The following is a 20,899-nucleotide window of genomic DNA, read 5'->3' as shown; positions in this document are numbered from 1 at the left end:
CATCGACCACGACATTCTTCTCGACCTTGGTGCTCATGGCATCTCCTTCGATCCGTCTCGACGATCACGGGCGGCGAAGCGTCGCCGATTCGCCAGTGTGCTTACGATACCGCTGGGCGCGCGGTGTGACCAGGGGTCGGCGGCCCGGACCGCACCGGCCCGGGGCACCCCACGGAGGACTATGGACTTGACGTGGGCGGACGGGGAGAATTGCCGCACGACCTGCGGGGGGCTCGACATGGCGAATCTCGAGACAGAATTCCGGACACTGGTGTCCGTCCAGGACGCGCGGGCAGCTGATGCCGTCGAGGGACACCTGGCGTGGGGACGCCTGGTGGACAGCGACTACGTGCTGGTGCACGGGCCGCCGGACTGGCTGGGACGGGACGTCGACCCCGAGGTGCTGATCGCCCGGGTCGCGTCGGGCCGGACGGACGAGGTCGAGCGGATCAGGATCGCCCGGATCCAGCTGCACGGCGTCCTGCACGACCCCGCGTCCGAGATGACGGGCATCCGGCTCGACCACCCGTCCGGGTGCCCGGCCCAGGGGCCCCCGGACGGCGCGGGTTCCGAGCGCCGGCTCGCCACGGGCGCCGAACTGTGCTCGGCCGTGGACACGGTACTGGGGCCGGCCCCGGCCGAGGAGGCCCCGGACAGCACCGAGGAGGCCCTGCGACCCGTGGTGGCGTGGGAGGAGATCCGGCGCCACTCGATCGTCGAGGACTGCCGGCTGCCCGCTCCTCCCGTCGAGCGGATGTGGATCTGCACCGTCTTCGGCAGGTCCGTGTGCAGCTGAGCGGGACCCGATGAGATCCCGGAGGCACCCTTCGCGCCTGGCCGTGGACCTCGTCGCGGTACCGGTGCTGTGGGGCATCGAGCTCCAGATCACGTGGGACCGCACGGCGGATCCGGACGCGACCGCCACCTGGGTGGTCGTCCTCACGGCGGCACTACTGTACCTGCCCCTGTTCTGGCGCCGGCGCCGGCCCCTGACGGTGCTGGCCCTGGTGTCGCTGGGCGCCGCGGCAGTGCCCCTGCTCGGCTTCGCGTTCCACCCCGTCTTCTGCGTCTGGCTGGCCCTCTTCGCGGCGGCCGCGCACTGCTCGGACCGGAACGCCCTCCTCGGACTGGCGCTCGCGTTCCTGCCGGTCGCCACGAGCGTGCAGGCCACCGTCCGGGACACGCCCGACCCGTCGATGCGGGTCGCCACGTTCGTCGTCGCCGCGCTGTTCCTCACCGTGGCCCACGTGGTCGTCTTCGGCGTGGGCCGGTGGGTCCGCTGGAGCGTGGCCCAGCGGGCGCTCGTGGCCCGGCTGGCCGCCGCCCGGGCCGAGGCCGAGGAGCGCCAGCGCATCGCCCGCGAGCTGCACGACGTCGTGGCCCACGCGGTGAGCCTCATGGTGCTGCAGGCCGGAGGGGCCGAGCGCGTGATGGACCGGGACCCGGAGCGGGCGCGGGCGGCGCTGCGGCAGGTCGACGAGCTCGGGGAGCAGGCCGTCACGGAGCTGCGCCGCATGCTCGGCCTGCTCTCCCCGGCGCCGTCCGCGGCGGCGCAGACCGCGCCGGAGCCGGTGGGCCTGCGACGCCTGGACGGCCTGCTCGACCACCTGCGCACGGCGGGCCGTGAGGTGGAGCTCTGCGTGGCGGGCGAGCCCGGTGCCCTGGAGCCGGCGGTGGACGAGGCCGCGTACCGGATCGTGCAGGAGGCGCTGACCAACGCGGTCAAGCACGCCGCCCCGGACCGCCCGGTCCGGGTCGCCCTCGACTGGGGCCCCCGGGACGTCGAGCTCTCCGTCCGCACGGACGGCGCCGGGGCCCGTGGCCGGCTCTCCGCGCGGCTGTCGACCGGGCACGGGGTGCGGGGGATGGCGGAGCGCGCCCGGGCGGTGGGCGGCGAGGCGACGGCCGGGCCCGATCCGCACGGGGGGTACCTGGTGTCCGCGCTGCTGCCCGTCCGGCCGCCCGGCCCGGGTGACGCCGCGGCGCAGGACGCCGCGGCGACCACGGCGGGCACCGGCCGCGGGGAGGGCACCGGATGACACGGGGCGCGGAACCCGCACCCGTGCGGGTGCTCCTGGTGGACGACGAGGCGATGGTGCGCTCCGGGCTGGCCATGCTCCTCACGGCCGAGCCGGACCTGATCGTCGTCGGGGAGGCCGCCGACGGCGCGGAGGCCGTCGAGGAGACCGCTCGGCTGCAGCCGGACGTGGTGGTCATGGACGTGCGCATGCCCGTCACGGACGGGGTGGCCGCCACCCGGGTGCTCACCTCCGACACGTTCCTGGACCGGGTGCCGAACGTCCCCGCCGTGCTGGTGCTGACGACCTTCGACGAGGACGCCGCCGTCCACGCCGCCCTGCGGGCGGGCGCCTCCGGCTTCATCCTCAAGAGCTCCGCGCCGAAGGTCCTGGCGGACGCCGTCCGCTCGCTGGCCCGCGGCGGGGGCTGGCTGGACCCGGACGTGACCCGCAGGCTCCTGACCGAGTTCGGCCGCGGGCCCGACCCCTCCGCCCCTTCGCCGGAGCGGCTGCAGCAGCTGACCCGGCGGGAGCGCGAGGTCCTGGTCGCCGTCGCCCACGGCCTGACGAACTCGGAGATCGCCCGGCGCCTGTTCCTCAGCGAGGCGACCGTGAAGACCCACGTCCACCGGATCTTCCTGAAACTGGGCGTCAGCGAGCGCGCCCAGGCGGTCACGGCGGCGTTCAAGAGCGGGCTCGTCAAGCCCACCGACCGCTTCTGATCCCTGCGCGTACCACCCCGGTTGTACGCCGGAGTTCACCTCCCGGGTGGACGCCGGACGGTGCCCCCCACTGCGACCCTGGTCCTGTCGGTTTGAGAAGTTCCCCTCCGGACCCCGGGCAGGAACCACCGGCACCCACGAAATCTCTTTCCCGCAGGAGACCCGAAATGTCCGTCGAAACCAGCACGACCGCAGCCCCGCAGCCGGCCGGCGCCCGCCTCCACGCCCGCAAGGCGGTGCTGTCCCTGGCCTCCCTGACCCTGGCCGCAGGCGCACTGCCGCTGCTGGGCGCCCCGGCCCAGGCCGCCCCGGCCGAGGCCGCCTCGACGCAGTCCTCGGTGCTCGAGACGGCGTCGCACAAGCCCCACCAGAAGCACTGCTCGGTCGACGCCCACAAGCCGTCCTGGACGTGGCACCACGGGAAGAAGTACGTCAAGTACCCGTTCCACGTGAAGTGCCACAAGGGCTACAAGGTGGAGGTCAAGCAGTACTACTACGCGGTGGACAAGCACGACCACCACCACTACACCGGCAGCCACCACGACTACTACTGGGGCGGCTCCTGGGGCGGCGGGCACTGGAAGCACCTGGACCACCACGACGCCAAGAAGGTCTACCACGTGGTCAAGTACCGCTACTACGACGGCAAGCACTGGTCCCCCTGGTACCAGGAGACCAGCCACTGGACCGGTCTCGGCCACTGACCGGACGGCACCGGGGGCCGGCCGGACACCGGACGACCCCCGGACCGCTCCTCCTCCCGACGCCCCCGAGGCCGTCCCCCGGCACTGCGCGCGGGGCACGGCCCCCCGACACCACAAGAGCCGATCATGGATCTCACCCATCAGCACCCCGCCGCCAGGGCCTGGGACCTCGCTCCCGGCGACACGTTCCACGGGCGCACCATCACGGCCGTCCGCGGCGTGGTGGGACTCGCCCTCAGCCCGGTGGCCGTCATCTCCTTCACGGAGGACGACCGGGAGCACCGCGCCCAGGCTCGGATCGGCGCCGCCCACTGCGAGACGCACCAGCACTACGACGACATCATGCTCAGCGCCCGCGCGTGGGTCCGCACCCACGGCCTGCACGAGGGGGACGCCGTGGACCTGGACCGGCTGCGGGCCGAGGTCATGGGCGCGGCCGCTCGGAACTGACCCCGCCCCTCCCCGGGACCTCGTCCCCCGCGAGCAGCGGCGCCACCCGGTACGGGATGACCGTGCGCAGGAACATGCTCGTGGAGGTCCGCAGGATGCCGGGGCACAGCCGGATCTCCTCGGAGACCCGGTAGAGGTCCTCGGGGTCCTTCGCCACCACCCGGCACAGCAGGTCCGTCTGCCCCGCGGGGGCGAAGACCTCGATGACCTGCGGGATCGCCTGCAGTCCGGCGATCGCCTCGTCGAGCTGGTGCTGGTCGAGCTCCACGGCCACGCTCGCGGCCAGGCCGTAGCCGAGCGCCGCGGGCGTCACCCGGGTGCTGTGCGGGCGCAGCGCGGGGCTCGCGCGGTAGCGCTCGAGCCGGGCGTGGATCGTCCCGCGCGCCAGGCCGGTGCGCTGGGCCAGGGCGAGCACCGTCATCCGCGGGTCCTCGTCCAGCGCCGCCAGGATCCTCCGGTCCGTCGCGTCCAGCGGACCCGCTGCCGCCCCGCTGTTCGTCATGCTGATCACCGCAGCCCCACTTCCCCGTCTCGATCTGATCGATCTGACCGGTTCCAGAGTAGACGTTTGCGCACAGTGCCGACCAGGGTGTCGAATGATGGTCACACGATGCGCGACCTGACCCGGTTCGGCGCATCCCGGCCGACGCCGGTCGCCCACGAAGCGTCCCGCGTCCCGCGCTGCTCGGCACCCCGCGGCGGCAGAGGCCCCCTTCCGGCCCGCGGGAGCTCCTCGGAGCTCCCGCGGGCCGAGTGCTTGCCTGGACAGGAGCGCCGGACAGCAGCGGCGGGCGCCGCCGCCGGTCAGCGCCGCCGGCCCGTCGACCGGCGGCAGGCGAGGAAGCTGGCCACGAGGTCCCAGACGGTGATGACCACCACGAGCGCGACCCCGATCTGCGCGAACTCCTCGCCCACCCAGCCGCGCTCGCGGAAGACCGGGTTCACCACGGACTCGGTGCGCAGCACGGTGATGAGCAGCGCGGCCATGGCGAGGTCCAGGACGGCACTGACCCCGAACAGCGCCCAGGACCAGCGGCGGCGGAAGAAGCGCAGCAGCTCCCACCCCCAGGCCAGCAGCACGATCCCCAGGTAGAGCGGCACCCAGGGCGTCCACACGGCGGGGTCGAGCAGGGGCTCGCCGGCGAGCGGGCCCTCACGGAGCAGCGGCCGCGAGAGCAGGAACGGCGCGGCGAAGGCCAGGCCCAGGGCGATGGTGGCCCAGACCAGCTCCCCCACGGTCGAGTCCCGCTCCGGGCGCGGCGGCGGCAGCTGCTCGACCGTCCAGCGCGGGGCGCCTCCGCCGCCGCCCCGGTCTCCCCCCGGGCGCCGCGCTCCACCGCCTCCGCGACCTCCGTGCGCTCCACCAGGCGAAGACGACGACGGCGATGCCCGCCCCCATGAGCGCCCCCTGGATCGCGGCACCGACCGCGGGGGCGAGCGAGAGCACGAGGTAGGTGACCAGGTCCTCGCGCCCCGCCTCCCCGAAGAGCCGGCCGATCAGGGTGAGCCCGCCGAAGAGGCCGGCCAGGACGGGCACCAGCACCTTCAGCAGCTCGAGGGCGTCGTGGTAGTGCTCGGGCCCGATCAGGTGCCGCGGGCCGGCGCCGTAGTCCTCGGCCAGCAGGGCGGGGTCGCCGAGCTCCTCGAGGGCGCGGCGCTCCGCCTCGGCCGGCGGGAGGCCGTGCGCCACGCCGTCGTCGACCATGTCGGCGACGGTGCCCCGCAGCGCCCGGGACACGTCCTCGCGGGCTCTGGGCGGCAGGCGCCGGGCGACCTCGTGGAGATAGCTCTCGGTGCGCGGGGTGAGGGTGCTGGCGGACATGGCGATCAGTCCTCGGGACGAGTGGGGCGGGCGAGGGTGGACAGGGCGGCGTGCAGCCGGAGCCGCTCGGCCTCGAGGGCGTCCCGGACGCGGACCCCGGGACCGGTGATCCGGTAGAACTTGCGGGGCCGGGACTCGTCGGTGTTCCAGTCGCTCTCGAGCAGGCCCTGCGCCTCGAGACGGCGCAGCAGCGGGTGGAGCGTGTTGGCCTCGACGTCGAGCCCCGCGTCCCCGAGGGTCCGGAGCAGGGCGTAGCCGTAGCGGGGCTCGTCCAGGACGAGCAGGCAGGCCAGGACCACCGTGCCGCGGCGCCGCTCCTGGAAGTGGGAGGCCACGATCGGGTCGCTCGGTTCAGCTGCCATACTCACACGACAGTGTGTGGCACACACTAATGGAAGAGTCGCCCACCCGACGCCCCGGCTCTCGTCGCCGGCGGGCGGCGCTCATTCGTCCCAGCCCTCCTGCGGCGTGGCACAGGACTCCCGGAAGACGTACTGGGAGATCCGGCGCCGCTCCCGGCTGGACCAGTCGATGGCCGGGCGGCGATGCTCCTCGGGGACGTAGCCCAGGCGGTAGACGGCCATGAGCTCGAGGTCCTCGGGCACGTCCAGGAGGTCCACGACCTCGGCCCACCGGGCGGGGGCCTCCATGGGGAAGGAGATGAACTGGATGCCCATGCCGAGCTCCACGGTGGTCAGCCAGAGGTTCTCCATGGCCGCGCCCATCGAGAACAGCGAGTAGAACCCGGAGAGCTCCCCAGGCCGGTACTCGCGGCGGTCGAGCATCACGCCGAGCAGCAGCGGGGACCCTGCCACGAGCTTGTGGTTCTCCGCGCCGAGGGTCTGGGGCACCCGCAGCCGGTTCATCATCGCCTGCCCGCCCGGGGTGAACGCCTTTTTGGTGAAGGGGCGCAGCACCGCGGGCAGCTTGTCGAAGAGCATCCCGAAGCGCTGCTCCTCCATCTCCTGCCTGCTGAAGCGGAAGTAGCGCTTGTACCGGTCGAAGAAGCTCCCCTCGGCCATCACCTGCGTCATCGAGTCGGCGCTGATCCGGGCGATCCGGTCGATGGTCCCCCGGTCCTCGATCAGCACGAAGCGCCACGGCTGGCTGTTGAACTGGGAGGGCGCGGCCGCGGCCGTGCGCAGCAGCAGCCGCTGGTGCTCCGGGGACACCCGGTCCGGCAGGAACGGGCCGTTGGTGGTGCGGCGGTTGAAGACGACGTCGAGGAACTCCATGTGCTCTCCGGTCAGGTCGGGCGGCTCAGCCCGCGCGGGCGGCGCGGGCTCGGAACAGGGCGGTGGCGTAGAACGGAGCCGCGGACAGCGCCGCGAGCGCGTGGCGGCGCGGGTGCCCCTGGGCGGGCGTGCCGAGGTGCGGCAGGGCGGCCAGGGGCAGCAGCGCCGGCGCCAGGGCCCGGCCCGCCGCGCGCCCGGAGGCGGAGGAGGAGCCGGCGGCGAGGACCGCGGCCAGCGCCGTCGTCGTGGTGGTGGTGACGTAGAGGGCGTGGTGGATCCAGCGGAACCGGCCCGTGCGCACGATCCCGGCGCCGACGGACGCCCCCAGGGCGGCGTTGGCGGCCCAGCACGCGCTCGCGAGGCCGATCCACGGGCCGGGTCGCGAGCCCACGGCGCGCACGGTGTGTCCCACGCGGTCCCCTCCTGCCCTCCGGTCCTGCCCGGCACCGGCCGGGAGCCCCAGTCTAGTGACGGCACCGCGCGCCGCCCCCGGCCCGCCGTGCTCCTTGGCGGATCGTGTCGGCCCGCGGAGAATGGGCAGATGCCCTCCGTCCAGCCGCGCGCCCGGCCCGACCTCTCCCGGCGGGACGCCGAGCTGCGCGAGCTCATGGACGACCCCTGCTGCGACCTCGCCGCGCTGCGGCGCACCTACGCGCGCTTCGACGTGGTCAACTCCCTGGTCGCCGGGTGGGCCGCCACCTACAGGGGCCGGATCCGGCCCCTGGCCGTGCCCGGCCGGCCGCTGACCCTCCTGGACGTCGGCGCCGGCGGCGGGGACGTGGCACGCGCCCTGGCCCGGTGGGCGCAGCGGGACGGGATCGACCTGCGGGTCACCGGCATCGACCCGGACGCCCGCGCCCACGAGTGGGCCTCGGCGCGGACCCGCCGCTGGTCGGCCCGGCACCCGCGGGCAGTGCCCCCGGTCTTCCGGCGGGTCACCAGCCGGGAGCTGGTCGCGGCCGGCGAGACGTTCGACGTGGTGGTCTCCAACCACCTGCTCCACCACCTGGACCCGGGGCCGGTGCGGGACCTCGCGGCGGACTCGGAGCACCTGGCCGGCCGGCTCGTGCTGCACAACGACCTCGTGCGCAGCCCGGCGGCCTACCGGCTGTACTCGGTGGGCGTGCTGCCCCTGGCCCCGGGCTCCTTCCTGCGCACCGACGGGCTGCGGTCCCTGCGCCGCTCCTATCTGCCCCACGAGCTGCGCGAGCTGACCGGTCCGGGCTGGGAGGTGCTCCCCGGTTCGTTCGGGCACCAGCAGCTGGTCCAGGACCGTTCACTCCCGGTTCACGCGCGTCCTCCACGCTGAGCGCGACACCGACACGACGGGCCCGGCAGCGGCCCGGGAACGGAGCACCAGTGAAGATCGCGATTCTCGGCGGCGACGGCTTCTGCGGCTGGCCCGCGGCCCTGCACCTGTCCGCGCGCGGCCACGACGTGGTGGTGGTCGACAACTTCTCCCGCCGCGCCATCGACGTCCGGCTCGGGACGGAGTCGCTGACGCCCATCCGCGGCCTCGACGAGCGCCGCGCGGCCTGGCAGGAGCTGACGGGCCGACGGATCGGCGCGGCCGAGATCGACCTCGCCGCCGACTACGAGGCGTTCCTCGACCTCCTGGTCATCGAGCGCCCGGACGCCGTGGTGCACTTCGCGGAGCAGCGGGCGGCGCCGTACTCCATGCGCACCCCCCGCACGAAGCGCTACACCGTGGACAACAACGTCGGCGCCACGCACAACGTGCTGTGCGCGGTCGTGGAGTCCGGGCTGGACGTCCACGTGGTGCACCTGGGCACCATGGGGGTCTACGGGTACGGCACCGCCGGGATGCGCATCCCGGAGGGCTACCTGGACGTGGAGGTCCCCGGACCGCACGGCCCCGTCCCCCAGCAGATCCTCTACCCCTCCCACCCCGGTTCGCTGTACCACATGACCAAGGTCCTGGACCAGACCATGTTCGCGTTCTACGCCAGGAACGACCGCCTGCGGATCACCGACCTGCACCAGGGCATCGTCTGGGGCACCGGCACCGCGGAGACGGCGCTCGACGAGCGGCTCGTCACCCGCTTCGACTACGACGGCGACTACGGCACGGTGCTCAACCGCTTCCTCGTCCAGGCGGCGGTCGGCCACCCGCTGACCGTGCACGGCACCGGCGGGCAGACCCGGGCGTTCATCCACCTCCAGGACATGGTCCGGTGCGTGGAGCTGGCCCTGCTCCACCCCCCGGCGGCCGGCGACCGCGTGAAGATCTTCAACCAGATGACGGAGACCCACCGGGTCCGCGACCTCGCGGAGCTCGTGGCCGGACTCACCGGCGCCGAGGTGGAGATGGTCCCCAACCCCCGCCAGGAGTCCGCGGAGAACGACCTGCACGTGGACAACGACGCGTTCCTGGACCTCGGCCTGCGGCCCACCACCCTCTCGGAGGGGCTGCTGCTCGAGGTCGAGCGGACCGCCGTGCGCTGGGCCCACCGCGTGGACCGCTCCCGCATCCCGGCGACGTCCGTGTGGAACTCCCGTCGGCGCCCGGGGATCCCGGCGCGGCCGGCCCGCTCCGCGGTCCCGGCTACGCCCGCGCCCATGTCCGCGGGCGCCTGAGCCGGCGGATGCGGATCGCGCTCTGGACGGACGTCTTCGCCCCGAACGTCGACGGGGTGGTGACGCGCCTGACGCGCACCCTCGACGAGCTCGGGGACCTCGGCCACGAGGTGCTCGTGCTCACGCCGGGGGATCCACCCGGGCGCTGGGGTCCGCACCGGGTGGTCAGGGCTCCGTCCGTGACGTTCCCCTGGTACCGGGACGTCCGGGGAGGCCTGCCGTCCCCGCGCACGGAGCGGGCCGTGTCGGCGTTCCGCCCCGACGTGGTGCACGCCGTGAACCCGGTGTGGTTCGGTGCGTGGGGCGCGCTCTCCGCGCGGGCGCGGGACCTGCCGCTGCTGGCGTCCTTCCACACCGACGTGCCGCAGTACATGAGCGTGTTCGGGCACGGGCTAGGCGCCCTGCGCCGGCCCGTGGAGCGGTGGATCCGCACGACCCACAACCTCGCCGAGGTCAACCTGTGCACGTCGGGGCCCATGGTGGACCGGGCCGCGGCCCTGGGCGTGCGCCGCGTGTCGCTGTGGCCCAAGGGCGTGGACACCGTCCTGTTCCACCCCGCCAGGGCCTCCGCCGCGATGCGGTCGCGGCTCACCGGCGGACACCCCGGGGAGCGGCTGGTGCTCTCCGTGGGGCGGCTGTCGAGGGAGAAGAACGTGGCGGCGCTGCTCGAGCCGATCCGGCGGCTGCCGAGCACCCGGCTCGCCGTGGTGGGCGACGGCCCGCACCGGCCCGAGCTCGAACGGCGCTTCGCGGGCACCCCCACGGTCTTCCCGGGCCGGCTCGCCGGGGAGGAGCTGGCGGCCGCCTACGCCTCGGCGGACGTGCTCGCGTTCCCGTCCACCACCGAGACGCTGGGTCTCGTGGCCCTGGAGTCCCTGGCGAGCGGGGTGCCGGTGGTCGGCGCCCGGGCCGGCGGCATCCCGTTCGCGGTGGCCGACGGGCGGACGGGGCTGCTCGTGCCGCCCGGCGACGCGGACGCGCTCACCGCGGGCCTGGCCCGGCTGCTCGACGACGCGGCCCTGCGCGCACGGATGGGCGCGGCCGGCCGGGCGGAGGCCGAGGGCCTCGGCTGGCGGGCCGCGACGGAGTTCCTCGTGGCCTCCTACGACGAGGCGGTCCGCCGGCACCGGAGCCGCCGGCCGCCGTCCCGGCACCCCTGCGGCTAGATACCCCAGGGGGTACTTGTGCTATACCCCCTGGGGTATTATCGTTGTGCTCAGGACGGCGCGGGAACCCCTCCGGACACGCGTCACCAGCCATCGAACGAAGGAAAATCTCATGCTGATCGAGCGCATCTACGACGAGGACCTCGCCCAGGCCAGCTACTTCATCGGGTGCCAGCGCACCGGCCAGGCGCTGGTGGTCGACGCCCGCCGCGACATCGACGTCTACCGGGACATGGCCGCGAAGAACCGCATGGAGATCACCGCGGTCACCGAGACCCACATCCATGCCGACTACCTCTCGGGCACCCGCGAGCTGGCCGCGGCCACCGGCGCGGACATCCACGTCTCCGGCGAGGGCGGGGAGGACTGGCAGTACGAGTTCGAGGCCGCCCGCCTGCACGACGGCGACGAGATCCGCATCGGCAACATCGTGGTGGCCGCGGTGCACACCCCGGGCCACACCCCCGAGCACCTGTCCTTCCTGGTCACCGACGGCGCCTTCGCCGACGCCCCGGGCTACCTGCTCACCGGCGACTTCGTGTTCTCCGGCGACCTGGGCCGCCCGGACCTGCTGGACGAGGCCGCCGGCGGCGTGGACACCCGCTTCCTCGGCGCGAAGCAGATGTTCGCCAGCCTCAAGGAGAAGTTCCTGACCCTCCCCGACCACGTCCAGGTCTTCCCCGGCCACGGCGCGGGCTCGGCCTGCGGCAAGGCCCTGGGCGCGATCCCCTCCACCACGGTGGGCTACGAGCGCCTCTACGCCTGGTGGGGCCCCTACCTGGCGGCCGACGACGAGGCCGGCTTCGTCGCCGAGCTGCTCGACGGCCAGCCGGACGCCCCGTTCTACTTCGGCCGGATGAAGAACCAAAACCGCCGGGGCCCGGCCGTCATGGGCGAGCGGGCGCCCCTGCCCGAGCTCGACCCGCAGCAGGTCGCGCAGCAGCTGGCGGCCGGCGAGGTGACCTTCGTGGACACCCGCTCCGCGGACGAGGTGCACACCGGGACCGTGTCCGGAGCGCTGAACATCCCGGCGGGGAAGTCGATCGCGACCTTCGGCGCCTGGGCCGTGAACCCCGAGGCCGACGACCGGCCGCTGGTGCTGCTGGCGCCCGACCAGGAGGCCGCCCAGGAGTTCTGGGACCACCTGGTGCGCGTGGGCATCGACGCGGTGGCCGGCTATGTCACCGGGATCGAGGGTCTGCCGCAGGCCACCCCGCGGCTGGTTTCCCCCCAGGAGGTCGAGACCTTCGACAACGCCCTCCTGCTGGACGTGCGCGCCGTGAGCGAGCACACCGCCGGCCACATCCCCGGCTCCACCCAGCTGCACGGCGGCCGGGTCCTGTGGAACCTGGACCGGCTCCCGGAGCAGGGCACGATCGTGACCTACTGCCAGAGCGGGCTGCGCAGCTCGGTCGTGGCCTCGACCCTGCGCCACGCCGGCTACGACGTGGTGGAGCTCGAGGGCTCCTACGCCGCCTGGTCCGCCGGACAGGAGGCCCTGGAGACCACCCCCGCCGGCTGAGCCCCGCTCCGCTCGGACGGCGGCCCCGCCCCTGACGCCGCCGGAGCCCAGCGGCCGGGGCCCGCACGCGGTCGGCCCGTTCACTATTGTCAACATGGACTACCGGCAAGTAGTTTGACGGCACAGCAGTCCGTCGGACGCGCTCCGGATCTCCGCGAGCTCCGCGGTGCACGCCGCACGACCAGCAGCACGACATTTCCTGTCGCCCCCGCCACCGCGCGGACCGGCGACGCGGGGGGAGGTCCTGCCGCGCGCTGCCGGCCGCGGGGCGACCCCGGGGCGACGACCGAGCACAGGAGACACAGGACATGACTGCTGGAAAGACATGGGCGGCCACGGGCGCCACCGCCGCGATGCTGGCCGGAGGCCTCCTCCTCGGGGCCCCGGCGGCCGTCGCGGCCCCGGGGGACCCCGCCTGCCTGCAGGCCACGGCACAGCTGGACGCGGCGCTGGCCGGGGCCGGGCTCACCCCCGAGTCGCTCGGGGCGCTCGACCTCTCGGCCGAGGCCGTGGCCGCCGCCGAGGCCCAGTACGCCGCGCTCGTCGAGGGCGTCGGCGGGCCGAGCCTGCAGGAGCTGGAGGCGGCCGCGGCCGCGCTGATGGTGGCCCAGGAGTCTGGCGACGCGGAGGCCGTCGCTCTGGCCGAGGCCCGCCTGGTGGAGCTCGACCAGCAGCTCACCGCCGCGCTCGGCACGCTCGACCCCGCCGCCGCGAAGCAGGCCGTCGCCGAGGCCGCCGTGGCGTTCGAGGCGCTGCTGGCCGAGCTGGCCCTCGACGAGAGCGCGGTCGACCAGTTCCTCGTGCTCCTCGAGCAGGCTGTCCTGGCCTGCGAGGCTCCCGCGGCCCCGGCCCCCGTGGCGCCGGCGCCGGTGATCCCGGCCCCGGCGGAGGCTGTCCCGGCGCCTGTCGTGGCAGCACCCGTCGTGGCGGCGCCTGTCGTGGCAGCACCCGTCGAGGTGCCCGCCGATATCGCGCCGGTGGAGGTCAACCCGGGCCTCAACATGCAGACGGCCGTCGCGGAGCCGGAGCAGCGTCCCGGCGCCGGCCTGGCCGCGGGCCTGCTCGCCGCGAGCGCGGCGGGGGCGCTGCGCCTGCGGCGGCGCAGCCGGTCCTGAGCCGCCCGCCGTCCCGGTGGCCCCACGGGCCCCGGGGCGGCCTCGGAACGGAGGAGGCCCCTAGCCCCGGGTCACGGCGCTGCTGCCGGCCGTCGGGGCGGTCGGCGGGTCCAGGACCGCCACGAGCCGGGCGAGGTCCTGGGCCGCGGCCATGACGAGCCGGTCCTCCGCCCGGGAGGGGTCGGTGAGGTCGGCGTGGAGCCGGCCCACCAGGGAGCGGACCCGCTCGGCGGCCTCCTCCGGATCCTCACCGGCGGCCCACGCCCGCACCGCGTCGGCGGCGGACTGCACCGCCTCACCGAGCCGGGCGGTCAGGGACGCGGGCACCAGCCAGTCGTGCGCCTGGTGGTCGTAGAGCTCGCGCACCGCGTCCGTGAAGCCCCGGAGGTGGAAGATGACGTTCTCGAGCTTCAGCAGGGATTCGTAGCCCGGGTCCCCCGGGTCCGCGGCGGGTCGCCGACGCCGCCGGAGCACCATCCGGGGGTTGCCGCGGGCGCTGCGCGCCGACTCGTCGACCGCCTCGCGCACCTCGCCGGTGATCCGCACCAGGGAGTGGTTGCGCCGGCGCCAGTCCCGTCCCCCGGTGGTCCCGGGCTCCGCGAGCTCCCCGGCGACGTCCTCGAGGTAGTCGACGACGACGTTCTGCAGCCGGTCGAGCTGCAGGCGGGCGGTGCGGAAGTCCAGCGGCGGGAAGACCGTCACGTTGACGATGAGCCCGATCGCCACGCCCACCGACATCTGCACGAGGAAGCCCGCCGAGAAGCCCTCGGCGTCCTGGCCCCCGACGATGAGGACGAACAGGGCGCCGACCGGGACGTACTCCGCGCCCGCCCCGAGCCGGCGGATGCCCGCCAGGAGGACGCCCACGCCGACCGCCACGGCGACCGTCACCAGGTTGGGCTCGCCGACCAGCAGGACCCCGGCCGCCAGGAGGATGCCCAGGGCGATGCCGGCCACGGTCTGCAGCCCCGCACGGACCGAGCCCAGCACGGTCGGGTACATCGCGGAGATCGCGCCCAGCGGCGCGTAGTAGGGGTACTGGTCGATCACGCCGGGCATCCGCTGGGCCACGACCCAGGACAGGGCCACGGCGAGCGAGGTCTTGAGGGCCAGGAGGATCCGGGCACCGCGTATCGTCTGCACCCGGACATCCTACGGACCGGCCGGTAGGATCGAGCCCGCCGACCGCTCCCCCCGGGGAGCCCGCCCCGAGGAGCACCCCCATGAGCCGACCGCCGCACCGGCGCCTGCTGCTGGTCCTCGCCGTGGGAGCCGGCGGGACGATGGGCACCGGCGCCCGCCACGGCCTCGCCCAGCTGGTGCCGACGGTGGCCGGCTGGCCCCTGGCCACCCTGACCGCGAACGTGCTCGGGGCGTTCCTGCTGGGATTGCTCCTGGAGGCCCTCCTGCGGCGCGGCGAGGAGACCCCCCGCGGGATGCTGCTGCGCCTCGGCGCGGGCACCGGGGCGCTGGGCGGCTTCACGACGTTCTCCTCGCTCGCCCTCGAGACCGAGCGGCTGCTGACCGGCGGGGCCGCGGGACAGGCGCTGGCCTACGTGGGGGTCTCGCTGGTCTGCGGGTTCCTGGCGTGCCTCGCCGGCACCGTCCTCGCGGCCCGGGGGCGGCGCGCGTGACCGCCCTGCTGATCTGCCTCCTCGGCGGACTGGGCGCGATGGTCCGGTTCGCGGTGGACGGGACCGTGCGGCAGCGGTGGGGGACGTCTTTCCCCGCCGGCACCGTGGTCGTCAACGTGAGCGGCTCGTTCCTGGTCGGCCTCCTGTCCGGGGCCGCACTGGCCGGGGTGCTGGGCGGGCCCGCGGCGTCGGTCGCCGTGATCGGCTTCTGCGGCGGATACACCACCTTCTCCACCGCAATGGCCGACACCGTGCGGCTGGCCCGGGACGGCAGGTCGCTCCGGGCGGTGCTCAACGCCGCGGGCACCGGCGCGCTGACCGTGCTCGCGGTGCTCGCGGGGCTGGCCGCGGCCGCACCGCTGCGCTGAGCGCGGCCGCCCGGCCGGTCTCAGGCCCCCACGCGCAGCTCGTTGCCGGGGATCGAGGCCAGCAGCTGCCGGGTGTACGGGTGCTGCGGGTCGGTGAAGATCTCCTCGCTCGCGTCGGCCTCCACCAGCCGGCCGTCCTTCATCACGCACACCTCGTCCGAGATCAGCCGGACCACCGCGAGGTCGTGCGAGATGAACAGGTAGGACAGCCCGAAATCGTCCTGGAGCCGCCCCAGCAGGTCCAGGATCTGCTTCTGCACGAGCACGTCGAGCGCGGACACCGGCTCGTCGCACACGATCAGCTCCGGCTGCAGGGCGAGCGCCCGGGCGATCGCGACGCGCTGGCGCTGGCCGCCGGAAAGCTCGTTGGGGTAGCGGTTGACCGTCGAGGGCGGCAGGGCGACCTCCTCGAGCAGCCACTTCACCCGGTCCTGGCGCTCCGCCCGGGTGCCGCGGCCGTAGGTGGACAGCGGCTCCTCGACGATCCGCCCGATCGTGAACATCGGGTTGAGGGACGAGTACGGGTCCTGGAAGATCGGCTGGACCCGCTGCCGGAACGCGGCCAGCTGCCTGCCCCGGAGTTCCGTCACGTCCTGGCCGTCGAAGCGGATCGACCCGGAGGTGGGCTCGTAGAGCTTCAGCAGCATCCGCGCCGTCGTCGTCTTCCCCGACCCGGACTCGCCCACGATCGCCACGGTCCTGCCGCGGGGCACCGTGAGGGAGACGTCCTGGACCGCGGTGAAGTCCGCCTGGCCCAGCCGCCCCTTGAAGACCTTGGTGAGGTTCTCGATCACCACCAGCGGCTCCCGGCCGGCGGCCCCGGCCACCTCCGGGGTGGCGGGGGCCGTGGCGCCTCCCGCCGTCGAGCCCGAGGTCGACGGACCGGCCGCCGCCGGAGCCGCCGCCATCGCACCCGCTCCCGTCCGGCCCGGCGACGGGACGGCCTGCCGGCCCACCCGGGCCGCGGCCACCGAGGGTGCCGCCTGCACGAGGCGGCGGGTGTACTCGTCCTGCGGGTTCTCGAGCACCCGGGCGGACGGGCCGGCCTCGACGATCCGCCCGCGGCGCATCACCACGATGTCCTGGGCGCGCTCGGCGGCCAGGCCCAGGTCGTGGGTGATGAGCAGCACGGACGTGCCGATCTCCTCGGTCATCCGCTCGATCTGGTCCAGGATGGTGCGCTGCACGGTGACGTCGAGGGCCGACGTCGGCTCGTCGGCGATGAGCAGCCGCGGCCGGCAGGAGAGCCCGATCGCGATGAGCGCGCGCTGGCGCATGCCCCCGGAGAACTCGTGCGGGTACTGCCGGGCGCGCCGCTCGGGCTCGGGCAGCCCCGCGGCCGCGAGCGCCGCCACGACCTTCTCGTCCACGCCCCGGCGGGTGGCCAGTCCGTGCACGAGCAGGGTCTCGTCCACCTGGCGGCCGACCGTGGTCACGGGGTTGAGGTTGGACATGGGGTCCTGCGGGACGAGACCGATCTGCCGGCCGCGGATCCGCCGCATCCGCGCCTCGTCCAGGCCCACGAGCTCCTGGCCCGCGAAGCGGACGGAGCCGCCGGTCACTCGGCCGTTGCCGGGCAGCAGCCCGATCACGGACATGGCGGTGGTGGACTTGCCCGAACCGGACTCCCCCACGATGGCGAGGGTCCGGCCCTCGCGCAGGGTCAGGGACGCCTCGCGGACGGCCTGGACCGGTCCGTTCATCGTGCTGAAGGCCACGGCGAGGTTCTCGACCTCGAGCAGCGGGGCGGCGTCCGCCCCCGGGGCGTGGTTCTCCGGTCTCATCGGTCGGTGCACCTCACGCGGTTCGTGACTTGGGGTCGAGGGACTCGCGCAGGGACTCCCCCAGCAGGGTGAAGCCCAGGGCGGTGACGGCGATGCACAGGCCGGGCAGGAACGCCAGCTGCGGGGCGATCGACAGCTCCGCCTGGGCGTAGGTGAGCATGCGGCCCCACTCCGCCGTCTGCGGCACGCCGCCGCCCAGGCCCAGGAAGGACTGGGCGGCCGCGTCGATCACCGCGGTGGCCAGCGTCAGGGTGCCCTGGACGATGACCGGCCCGGTGCTGTTGGGCAGCAGGTGGCTCATGGTGATGAAGCGGCGGGACAGGCCCAGGGTCTGGGCGGCGAGGATGTGGTCGGCGCCCCTCTGGGACAGCATCGAGGAGCGCAGCAGGCCGGCCAAGATGGGCACCTGGGAGGCGCCGATCGCGATCATCACGGCCCACTGGTTCTGCCCCATGATCGCGGCGATGGACACGGCCAGCAGCAGGTTGGGCACGGAGAGCAGGATGTCCACGAAGCGCATGATCACGCTGTCCACCCAGCCGCCGAGGCCGCCGGCCAGCAGGCCAGCAGGCCGAGGACCATCCCGCCGACCAGGCCCAGGGCGGTGGAGACCACGCCGATCACCAGGGAGGCGCGGGCCCCCCAGATCAGCTTGGACAGCAGGTCCCCGCCGAAGCGGTCCAGGCCCAGCGGATAGCCCTCGACCTCGCCGGGGCCGGGGATGGTGGTGGGGGTGATCTCGGTGCGCCCGGGCAGCTCCTCGCCGCCGAACGGGGCGAGCCACGGGGTCAGGAGGGCCACGAGCAGGAAGACGCCGACGATCACGGCCCCGGCGATGGCCGCGGGATTGCGGCGCAGCCGGCGGAAGGCGTCCTTCCACAAGCTCGTGCCGACCGCCGCGGTGGTGCCCGGGGTGGTCGTGACGGCCTCGGGGCTCTCGGTGTGCGAGGGGCCGGAGGGGGCGGGGGGAAGTGTGGCGCTCACTGGACACGCACCCGGGGGTCGATGAGGCTGTAGGAGATGTCCATCAGCAGGTTGATCAGGGAGTAGGCCAGGGCGATGAAGATGATGAAGCCCTGCAGCACGGGGTAGTCGAGGGTGAAGATCGCGTCCCGCAGGAACCGGCCGATGCCGTTGAACGCGAAGACGGTCTCGGTGAGCACGGCCCCGGAGATCAGCAGGCCGGTCTGCAGGCCGATGGTGGTGACCACGGGGAGCATGGCGTTGCGCAGGATGTAGCGGCCGCGGATCAGACCGCGCGTCAGGCCCTTGGCGCGGGCGGCGCGCACGTAGTCCGCGCTCTGGACCTCCAGCACCGAGGCGCGGGTGATGCGCACGATGATCGCCAGCGGGATCGTGCCCAGGGCCACGCCCGGCAGGACCAGGTGCAGGAGCGCGTCCCACTCGCCCGTGAGGACGCCGTCGAGGACGAAGAAGTTGGTGTGGTGCGTCGCGTCGATGCGCGGGTCCTGCCGTCCGTCGGCCGGGAAGAGCGGGACCTGGATCGCGAGCAGCCACTTGAGGATGAACGCCAGGAAGAACACGGGGACGGTGACGCCCAGCAGGGACAGCACCACCGAGGAGTGGTCCAGGAGCCTGCCGCGGTGGCGGGCGGCCACGTAGCCGAGCGGGACCCCGATGCCCACGGCGAAGACGAGCGCCACGAGCGCGAGCTCCAGGGTGGCGGGGAAGCGGGTGAGGAACTCCTCGACCACGGGCCGGCCGGTCACGATGGAGGCGCCGAAGTCCCCCCGGAGGAGCTGGCCCGTGTAGACGACGTACTGCTCGAGCAGGGGGCGGTCGAAGCCGTAGACCTCGTTGATGCGGGCCACGGCCTCGGGGGTGGCCTTGTCCCCCAGCAGGGCGGTGGCCGGCCCGTCGGGCAGGGCGCGGACCCACGCGAAGAGCAGGACCGACAGGCCGAGGAGGGTGGGGACGAGCAGGGCGAGCCGCTTGCCGATGACGCGGAGCATTCCGGTCCTTCCGGACGGAGAGGGGCAGAGGGGAGGACCGCCGGGAGGGCGGCGGGGGCGGTCCGGGGCGGCGCGCGCTGCGCCGCCCCGGACCCGGGCTCACTCGCTGAGCTCGATCCTGTTGAAGACCTCGTCGTTGACCGGGCTCACCGGGTAGGACTCCACCCGGGGGTCGAAGGCCAGCGACGGCGCCGGGTTGGCCAGGGGCACCGCCGGCAGCAGCTGCATGATCTGCTCGTTGATGTCCTCGTAGACCGGCGTCTGCTCCTCGACGCTGGTCAGCTCGCGGGCCTCGGCCAGCGCCCGGAACAGCTCGGGGTCCTCGAAGCCGAACTCGGGCTTCTCCCGGCCGAAGAACACTCCCACGAAGTTGTCGGTGTCGTTGTAGTCGCCGGTCCAGCCGAGCAGGTGCAGGTCGTGGTCCGGGGTGCCGTTGATGCGGTCCAGGTAGTCCGGGGACCACTTGTCCGGCTGCGGGTTCACGATGATGCCCACCTCCTCCAGCTGCGCGGCGAGCGTGGTGAACGTCTGCTCGGGGTTCGGCATGTAGAGGCGGGAGACGCCGGTCGGGTAGCTGAAGTCCAGCTCCAGGCCGTCGGCGTAGCCGGCCTCCGCGAGCAGTTCGCGGGCCCGCTCGGGGTCGTACTCGTACTCGGTGACGTCCTCGTTGTAGCCGTTGACGGACTCGGGGATGAACTGGGTGGCCAACGTGGTGCCCTCGGGCAGCGTCTGGGAGACCAGGACCTCCTTGTCGATGGCGTGCGCGATGGCGCGGCGGACGTCGACGTCCGCGAGCTCCTCCTGCGCCTGGTTGAAGCCGAGGTACAGGATCGTGAACGGGTCGCGGGTGACCACGTTGTAGCCGGCCTCCGTCAGGGCCTGGGTGTCGGCCGGGGCCACCAGGTCGTAGCCGTCCACGCTGCCGGACTCGAGCGCCTGGCGGCGGGCCTGGGGGTCGTCGATGATCCGGAAGATCACGTCGGTGACCTGGCCCTGCTCGCCCCAGTAGTCGTCGTGGGCGGCCAGGACCACCTGGTTGCCCACGTCCCAGGAGTCGAACCGGAACGGTCCGGTGCCCACCGGGTGGCCCTGGGCGTACTCGGAGAGCTCCGGGGACTCCTCCGTGCCGCCGGCGGTGTCCGCGCCGTACTCCTCGAGGGCCGTGGGGGGACTGCATGGCGAACGCCGGCAGGGACAGGGCGGCGATGAAACCGGCGAACGGCTTGTTCAGGGTCACCTCGGCCTCCCGCTCCCCCGTGGCCTCGCAGCCGGAGTAGATGGCGTCCTCGGGGGCGTCCGCGAAGCCCTTGAACAGCGAGCCGTAGTAGTAGGCCATGTTCTCGGACTGCAGGAGGCCCTCGAAGTTGTGCCAGCGCTCGAAGTTCGCGCAGACGGCCTCGGCGTCGAACGCCGTGCCGTCGTGGAAGGTGACGCCCTCCCGGAGCTGGAACGTGTAGGTCCGGCCGTCCTCGGACTGCTCCCACGACTCGGCGAGCAGCGGCTCGGGGTCCGCCGAGCCCTCCTGCACGCCCACGAGCCCCTCGAAGATCTGGCGGGAGACGCGGAAGGACTCCCCGTCCTGCGCGAACGCCGGATCGAGCGTCTTGGGGTCGGACGACGCCGCGAAGACGAACGTGCCGTCGACGTCGCCGCCGCCGCCGGCGGCCTGGGTGGCGGAGCGGGGACGCGGGTCCTTGGACTGCCGGCAGGCGTGTGACGGCCACTACACGGTACAAGTGATACCACGAGTTGCACTCAAGCCATCCCATGCCCGCGTGGCGGGCATGT

The 20,899-nt window shown here is 73.9% G+C and carries 21 protein-coding genes and 2 pseudogenes; 12 read left to right on the top strand and 11 right to left on the bottom strand.

Features of this window, described 5'->3' with window-relative positions:
* Positions 1-271 precede the first annotated feature (271 nt).
* The 5 genes from RF647_RS16250 (at position 272) to RF647_RS16230 (ending at position 3,894) form a co-directional block, all read left to right on the top strand.
* Positions 272-796: a hypothetical protein gene (locus RF647_RS16250; RefSeq protein ID WP_147284824.1), complete on the top strand. Its 525-nt coding sequence runs from the start codon at positions 272-274 to the stop codon at positions 794-796.
* Between the two features lie 43 nt (positions 797-839).
* Positions 840-2,039: a sensor histidine kinase gene (locus RF647_RS16245; protein WP_368812639.1), complete on the top strand. Its 1,200-nt coding sequence runs from the start codon at positions 840-842 to the stop codon at positions 2,037-2,039.
* The gene (locus RF647_RS16240; protein ID WP_368812638.1) at positions 2,036-2,740 is read left to right on the top strand and encodes a response regulator; all 705 of its coding nucleotides are present in this window, start codon (positions 2,036-2,038) and stop codon (positions 2,738-2,740) included. The genes RF647_RS16245 and RF647_RS16240 overlap by 4 nt, the downstream gene beginning before the upstream one ends.
* Before the next feature lie 167 nt (positions 2,741-2,907).
* Positions 2,908-3,444: a hypothetical protein gene (locus RF647_RS16235; RefSeq protein WP_368812637.1), complete on the top strand. Its 537-nt coding sequence runs from the start codon at positions 2,908-2,910 to the stop codon at positions 3,442-3,444.
* A gap of 126 nt (positions 3,445-3,570) precedes the next feature.
* Positions 3,571-3,894, top strand: coding sequence for a hypothetical protein (locus RF647_RS16230; protein ID WP_017834729.1), 324 nt, complete (start codon positions 3,571-3,573; stop codon positions 3,892-3,894).
* Here the strand turns inward: RF647_RS16230 and RF647_RS16225 are convergent.
* From RF647_RS16225 to RF647_RS16200, 6 genes are all read right to left on the bottom strand, one after another.
* Positions 3,869-4,396, bottom strand: coding sequence for an Lrp/AsnC family transcriptional regulator (locus RF647_RS16225; protein WP_368812636.1), 528 nt, complete (start codon positions 4,394-4,396; stop codon positions 3,869-3,871). The genes RF647_RS16230 and RF647_RS16225 overlap by 26 nt on opposite strands.
* A 302-nt stretch (positions 4,397-4,698) precedes the next feature.
* Entirely contained in the window at positions 4,699-5,130 is a 432-nt protein-coding gene (locus RF647_RS16220; RefSeq protein WP_368812635.1) for a hypothetical protein, read from the bottom strand.
* Entirely contained in the window at positions 5,048-5,716 is a 669-nt protein-coding gene (locus RF647_RS16215) for a permease prefix domain 1-containing protein (RefSeq protein ID WP_368812634.1), read from the bottom strand. The genes RF647_RS16220 and RF647_RS16215 overlap by 83 nt, the downstream gene beginning before the upstream one ends.
* Positions 5,717-5,721: 5 nt before the next feature.
* The gene (locus tag RF647_RS16210) at positions 5,722-6,078 is read right to left on the bottom strand and encodes a PadR family transcriptional regulator (protein WP_368812633.1); all 357 of its coding nucleotides are present in this window, start codon (positions 6,076-6,078) and stop codon (positions 5,722-5,724) included.
* A gap of 81 nt (positions 6,079-6,159) precedes the next feature.
* Positions 6,160-6,951 carry a nitroreductase family protein gene (locus RF647_RS16205; RefSeq protein WP_368812632.1) on the bottom strand — a complete coding sequence of 264 codons (792 nt, stop codon included), beginning with the start codon at positions 6,949-6,951 and terminating at the stop codon, positions 6,160-6,162.
* 25 nt (positions 6,952-6,976) lie between these two features.
* Positions 6,977-7,363 (bottom strand): hypothetical protein, encoded by a 387-nt coding sequence (locus RF647_RS16200; protein ID WP_368812630.1) that lies wholly within the window; start codon positions 7,361-7,363, stop codon positions 6,977-6,979.
* Between the two features lie 129 nt (positions 7,364-7,492).
* Here RF647_RS16200 and RF647_RS16195 point away from each other — a divergent pair, with 129 nt between their 5' ends.
* From RF647_RS16195 to RF647_RS16175, 5 genes are all read left to right on the top strand, one after another.
* The gene (locus RF647_RS16195) at positions 7,493-8,260 is read left to right on the top strand and encodes a methyltransferase domain-containing protein (protein WP_368812629.1); all 768 of its coding nucleotides are present in this window, start codon (positions 7,493-7,495) and stop codon (positions 8,258-8,260) included.
* 50 nt (positions 8,261-8,310) lie between these two features.
* Complete coding sequence (locus tag RF647_RS16190; protein WP_368812628.1) at positions 8,311-9,549, top strand: NAD-dependent epimerase/dehydratase family protein; 1,239 nt, start codon at positions 8,311-8,313, stop codon at positions 9,547-9,549.
* A gap of 8 nt (positions 9,550-9,557) precedes the next feature.
* Positions 9,558-10,715 (top strand): glycosyltransferase family 4 protein, encoded by a 1,158-nt coding sequence (locus RF647_RS16185; protein ID WP_368812627.1) that lies wholly within the window; start codon positions 9,558-9,560, stop codon positions 10,713-10,715.
* Between the two features lie 112 nt (positions 10,716-10,827).
* Positions 10,828-12,237 (top strand): rhodanese-like domain-containing protein, encoded by a 1,410-nt coding sequence (locus tag RF647_RS16180; protein WP_368812626.1) that lies wholly within the window; start codon positions 10,828-10,830, stop codon positions 12,235-12,237.
* 308 nt (positions 12,238-12,545) lie between these two features.
* A complete protein-coding gene (locus RF647_RS16175) occupies positions 12,546-13,352 on the top strand; it encodes a hypothetical protein (protein WP_368812625.1) in 807 nt (268 codons plus the stop codon).
* A gap of 60 nt (positions 13,353-13,412) precedes the next feature.
* On the opposite strand, the gene RF647_RS16170 is transcribed toward RF647_RS16175, so the two are convergent.
* Positions 13,413-14,495: an aromatic acid exporter family protein gene (locus RF647_RS16170; protein ID WP_368812624.1), complete on the bottom strand. Its 1,083-nt coding sequence runs from the start codon at positions 14,493-14,495 to the stop codon at positions 13,413-13,415.
* 80 nt (positions 14,496-14,575) lie between these two features.
* On the opposite strand from RF647_RS16170, the gene RF647_RS16165 reads away from it, so the two are divergent.
* Together RF647_RS16165 and RF647_RS16160 are read left to right on the top strand one after the other, a co-directional pair.
* Entirely contained in the window at positions 14,576-14,986 is a 411-nt protein-coding gene (locus tag RF647_RS16165) for a CrcB family protein (protein WP_368812623.1), read from the top strand.
* Positions 14,983-15,354 (top strand): CrcB family protein, encoded by a 372-nt coding sequence (locus RF647_RS16160; protein ID WP_368812622.1) that lies wholly within the window; start codon positions 14,983-14,985, stop codon positions 15,352-15,354. Before RF647_RS16165 ends, RF647_RS16160 begins: the two co-directional genes overlap by 4 nt.
* 20 nt (positions 15,355-15,374) lie before the next feature.
* On the opposite strand, the gene RF647_RS16155 is transcribed toward RF647_RS16160, so the two are convergent.
* The 4 genes and pseudogenes from RF647_RS16155 to RF647_RS16140 all read right to left on the bottom strand — a co-directional run.
* Positions 15,375-17,138 carry a dipeptide ABC transporter ATP-binding protein gene (locus RF647_RS16155; protein WP_368812621.1) on the bottom strand — a complete coding sequence of 588 codons (1,764 nt, stop codon included), beginning with the start codon at positions 17,136-17,138 and terminating at the stop codon, positions 15,375-15,377.
* A gap of 13 nt (positions 17,139-17,151) precedes the next feature.
* Positions 17,152-18,122 (bottom strand): annotated as a pseudogene (locus RF647_RS16150) (ABC transporter permease).
* Positions 18,119-19,111 carry an ABC transporter permease gene (locus RF647_RS16145; protein ID WP_368812620.1) on the bottom strand — a complete coding sequence of 331 codons (993 nt, stop codon included), beginning with the start codon at positions 19,109-19,111 and terminating at the stop codon, positions 18,119-18,121. The pseudogene RF647_RS16150 and the gene RF647_RS16145 overlap by 4 nt, the downstream one beginning before the upstream one ends.
* A gap of 99 nt (positions 19,112-19,210) precedes the next feature.
* Positions 19,211-20,759 (bottom strand): annotated as a pseudogene (locus RF647_RS16140) (ABC transporter substrate-binding protein); the annotation flags it as partial.
* Positions 20,760-20,899: the final 140 nt, after the last annotated feature.

The organism is Kocuria sp. CPCC 205263 (assembly GCF_040981075.1).
Taxonomy (GTDB): domain Bacteria; phylum Actinomycetota; class Actinomycetes; order Actinomycetales; family Micrococcaceae; genus Kocuria; species Kocuria rosea.
Note: the sequence above shows the minus strand (reverse complement) of the source record. Positions and strands in the feature narration are given on the sequence as shown.

What these genes read in the sequence shown, in the direction of transcription:
- RF647_RS16240 (WP_368812638.1), top strand. Translation starts at nt 2,036, where the DNA reads ATGACACGGGGCGCGGAACCCGCACCCGTGCGGGTGCTCCTGGTGGAC.
- RF647_RS16235 (WP_368812637.1), top strand. Translation starts at nt 2,908, where the DNA reads ATGTCCGTCGAAACCAGCACGACCGCAGCCCCGCAGCCGGCCGGCGCC.
- RF647_RS16230 (WP_017834729.1), top strand. Translation starts at nt 3,571, where the DNA reads ATGGATCTCACCCATCAGCACCCCGCCGCCAGGGCCTGGGACCTCGCT.
- RF647_RS16225 (WP_368812636.1), bottom strand. Translation starts at nt 4,396, where the DNA reads ATGACGAACAGCGGGGCGGCAGCGGGTCCGCTGGACGCGACGGACCGG.
- RF647_RS16215 (WP_368812634.1), bottom strand. Translation starts at nt 5,716, where the DNA reads ATGTCCGCCAGCACCCTCACCCCGCGCACCGAGAGCTATCTCCACGAG.
- RF647_RS16210 (WP_368812633.1), bottom strand. Translation starts at nt 6,078, where the DNA reads ATGGCAGCTGAACCGAGCGACCCGATCGTGGCCTCCCACTTCCAGGAG.
- RF647_RS16205 (WP_368812632.1), bottom strand. Translation starts at nt 6,951, where the DNA reads ATGGAGTTCCTCGACGTCGTCTTCAACCGCCGCACCACCAACGGCCCG.
- RF647_RS16195 (WP_368812629.1), top strand. Translation starts at nt 7,493, where the DNA reads ATGCCCTCCGTCCAGCCGCGCGCCCGGCCCGACCTCTCCCGGCGGGAC.
- RF647_RS16185 (WP_368812627.1), top strand. Translation starts at nt 9,558, where the DNA reads ATGCGGATCGCGCTCTGGACGGACGTCTTCGCCCCGAACGTCGACGGG.
- RF647_RS16180 (WP_368812626.1), top strand. Translation starts at nt 10,828, where the DNA reads ATGCTGATCGAGCGCATCTACGACGAGGACCTCGCCCAGGCCAGCTAC.
- RF647_RS16175 (WP_368812625.1), top strand. Translation starts at nt 12,546, where the DNA reads ATGACTGCTGGAAAGACATGGGCGGCCACGGGCGCCACCGCCGCGATG.
- RF647_RS16165 (WP_368812623.1), top strand. Translation starts at nt 14,576, where the DNA reads ATGAGCCGACCGCCGCACCGGCGCCTGCTGCTGGTCCTCGCCGTGGGA.
- RF647_RS16155 (WP_368812621.1), bottom strand. Translation starts at nt 17,138, where the DNA reads ATGAGACCGGAGAACCACGCCCCGGGGGCGGACGCCGCCCCGCTGCTC.
- RF647_RS16145 (WP_368812620.1), bottom strand. Translation starts at nt 19,111, where the DNA reads ATGCTCCGCGTCATCGGCAAGCGGCTCGCCCTGCTCGTCCCCACCCTC.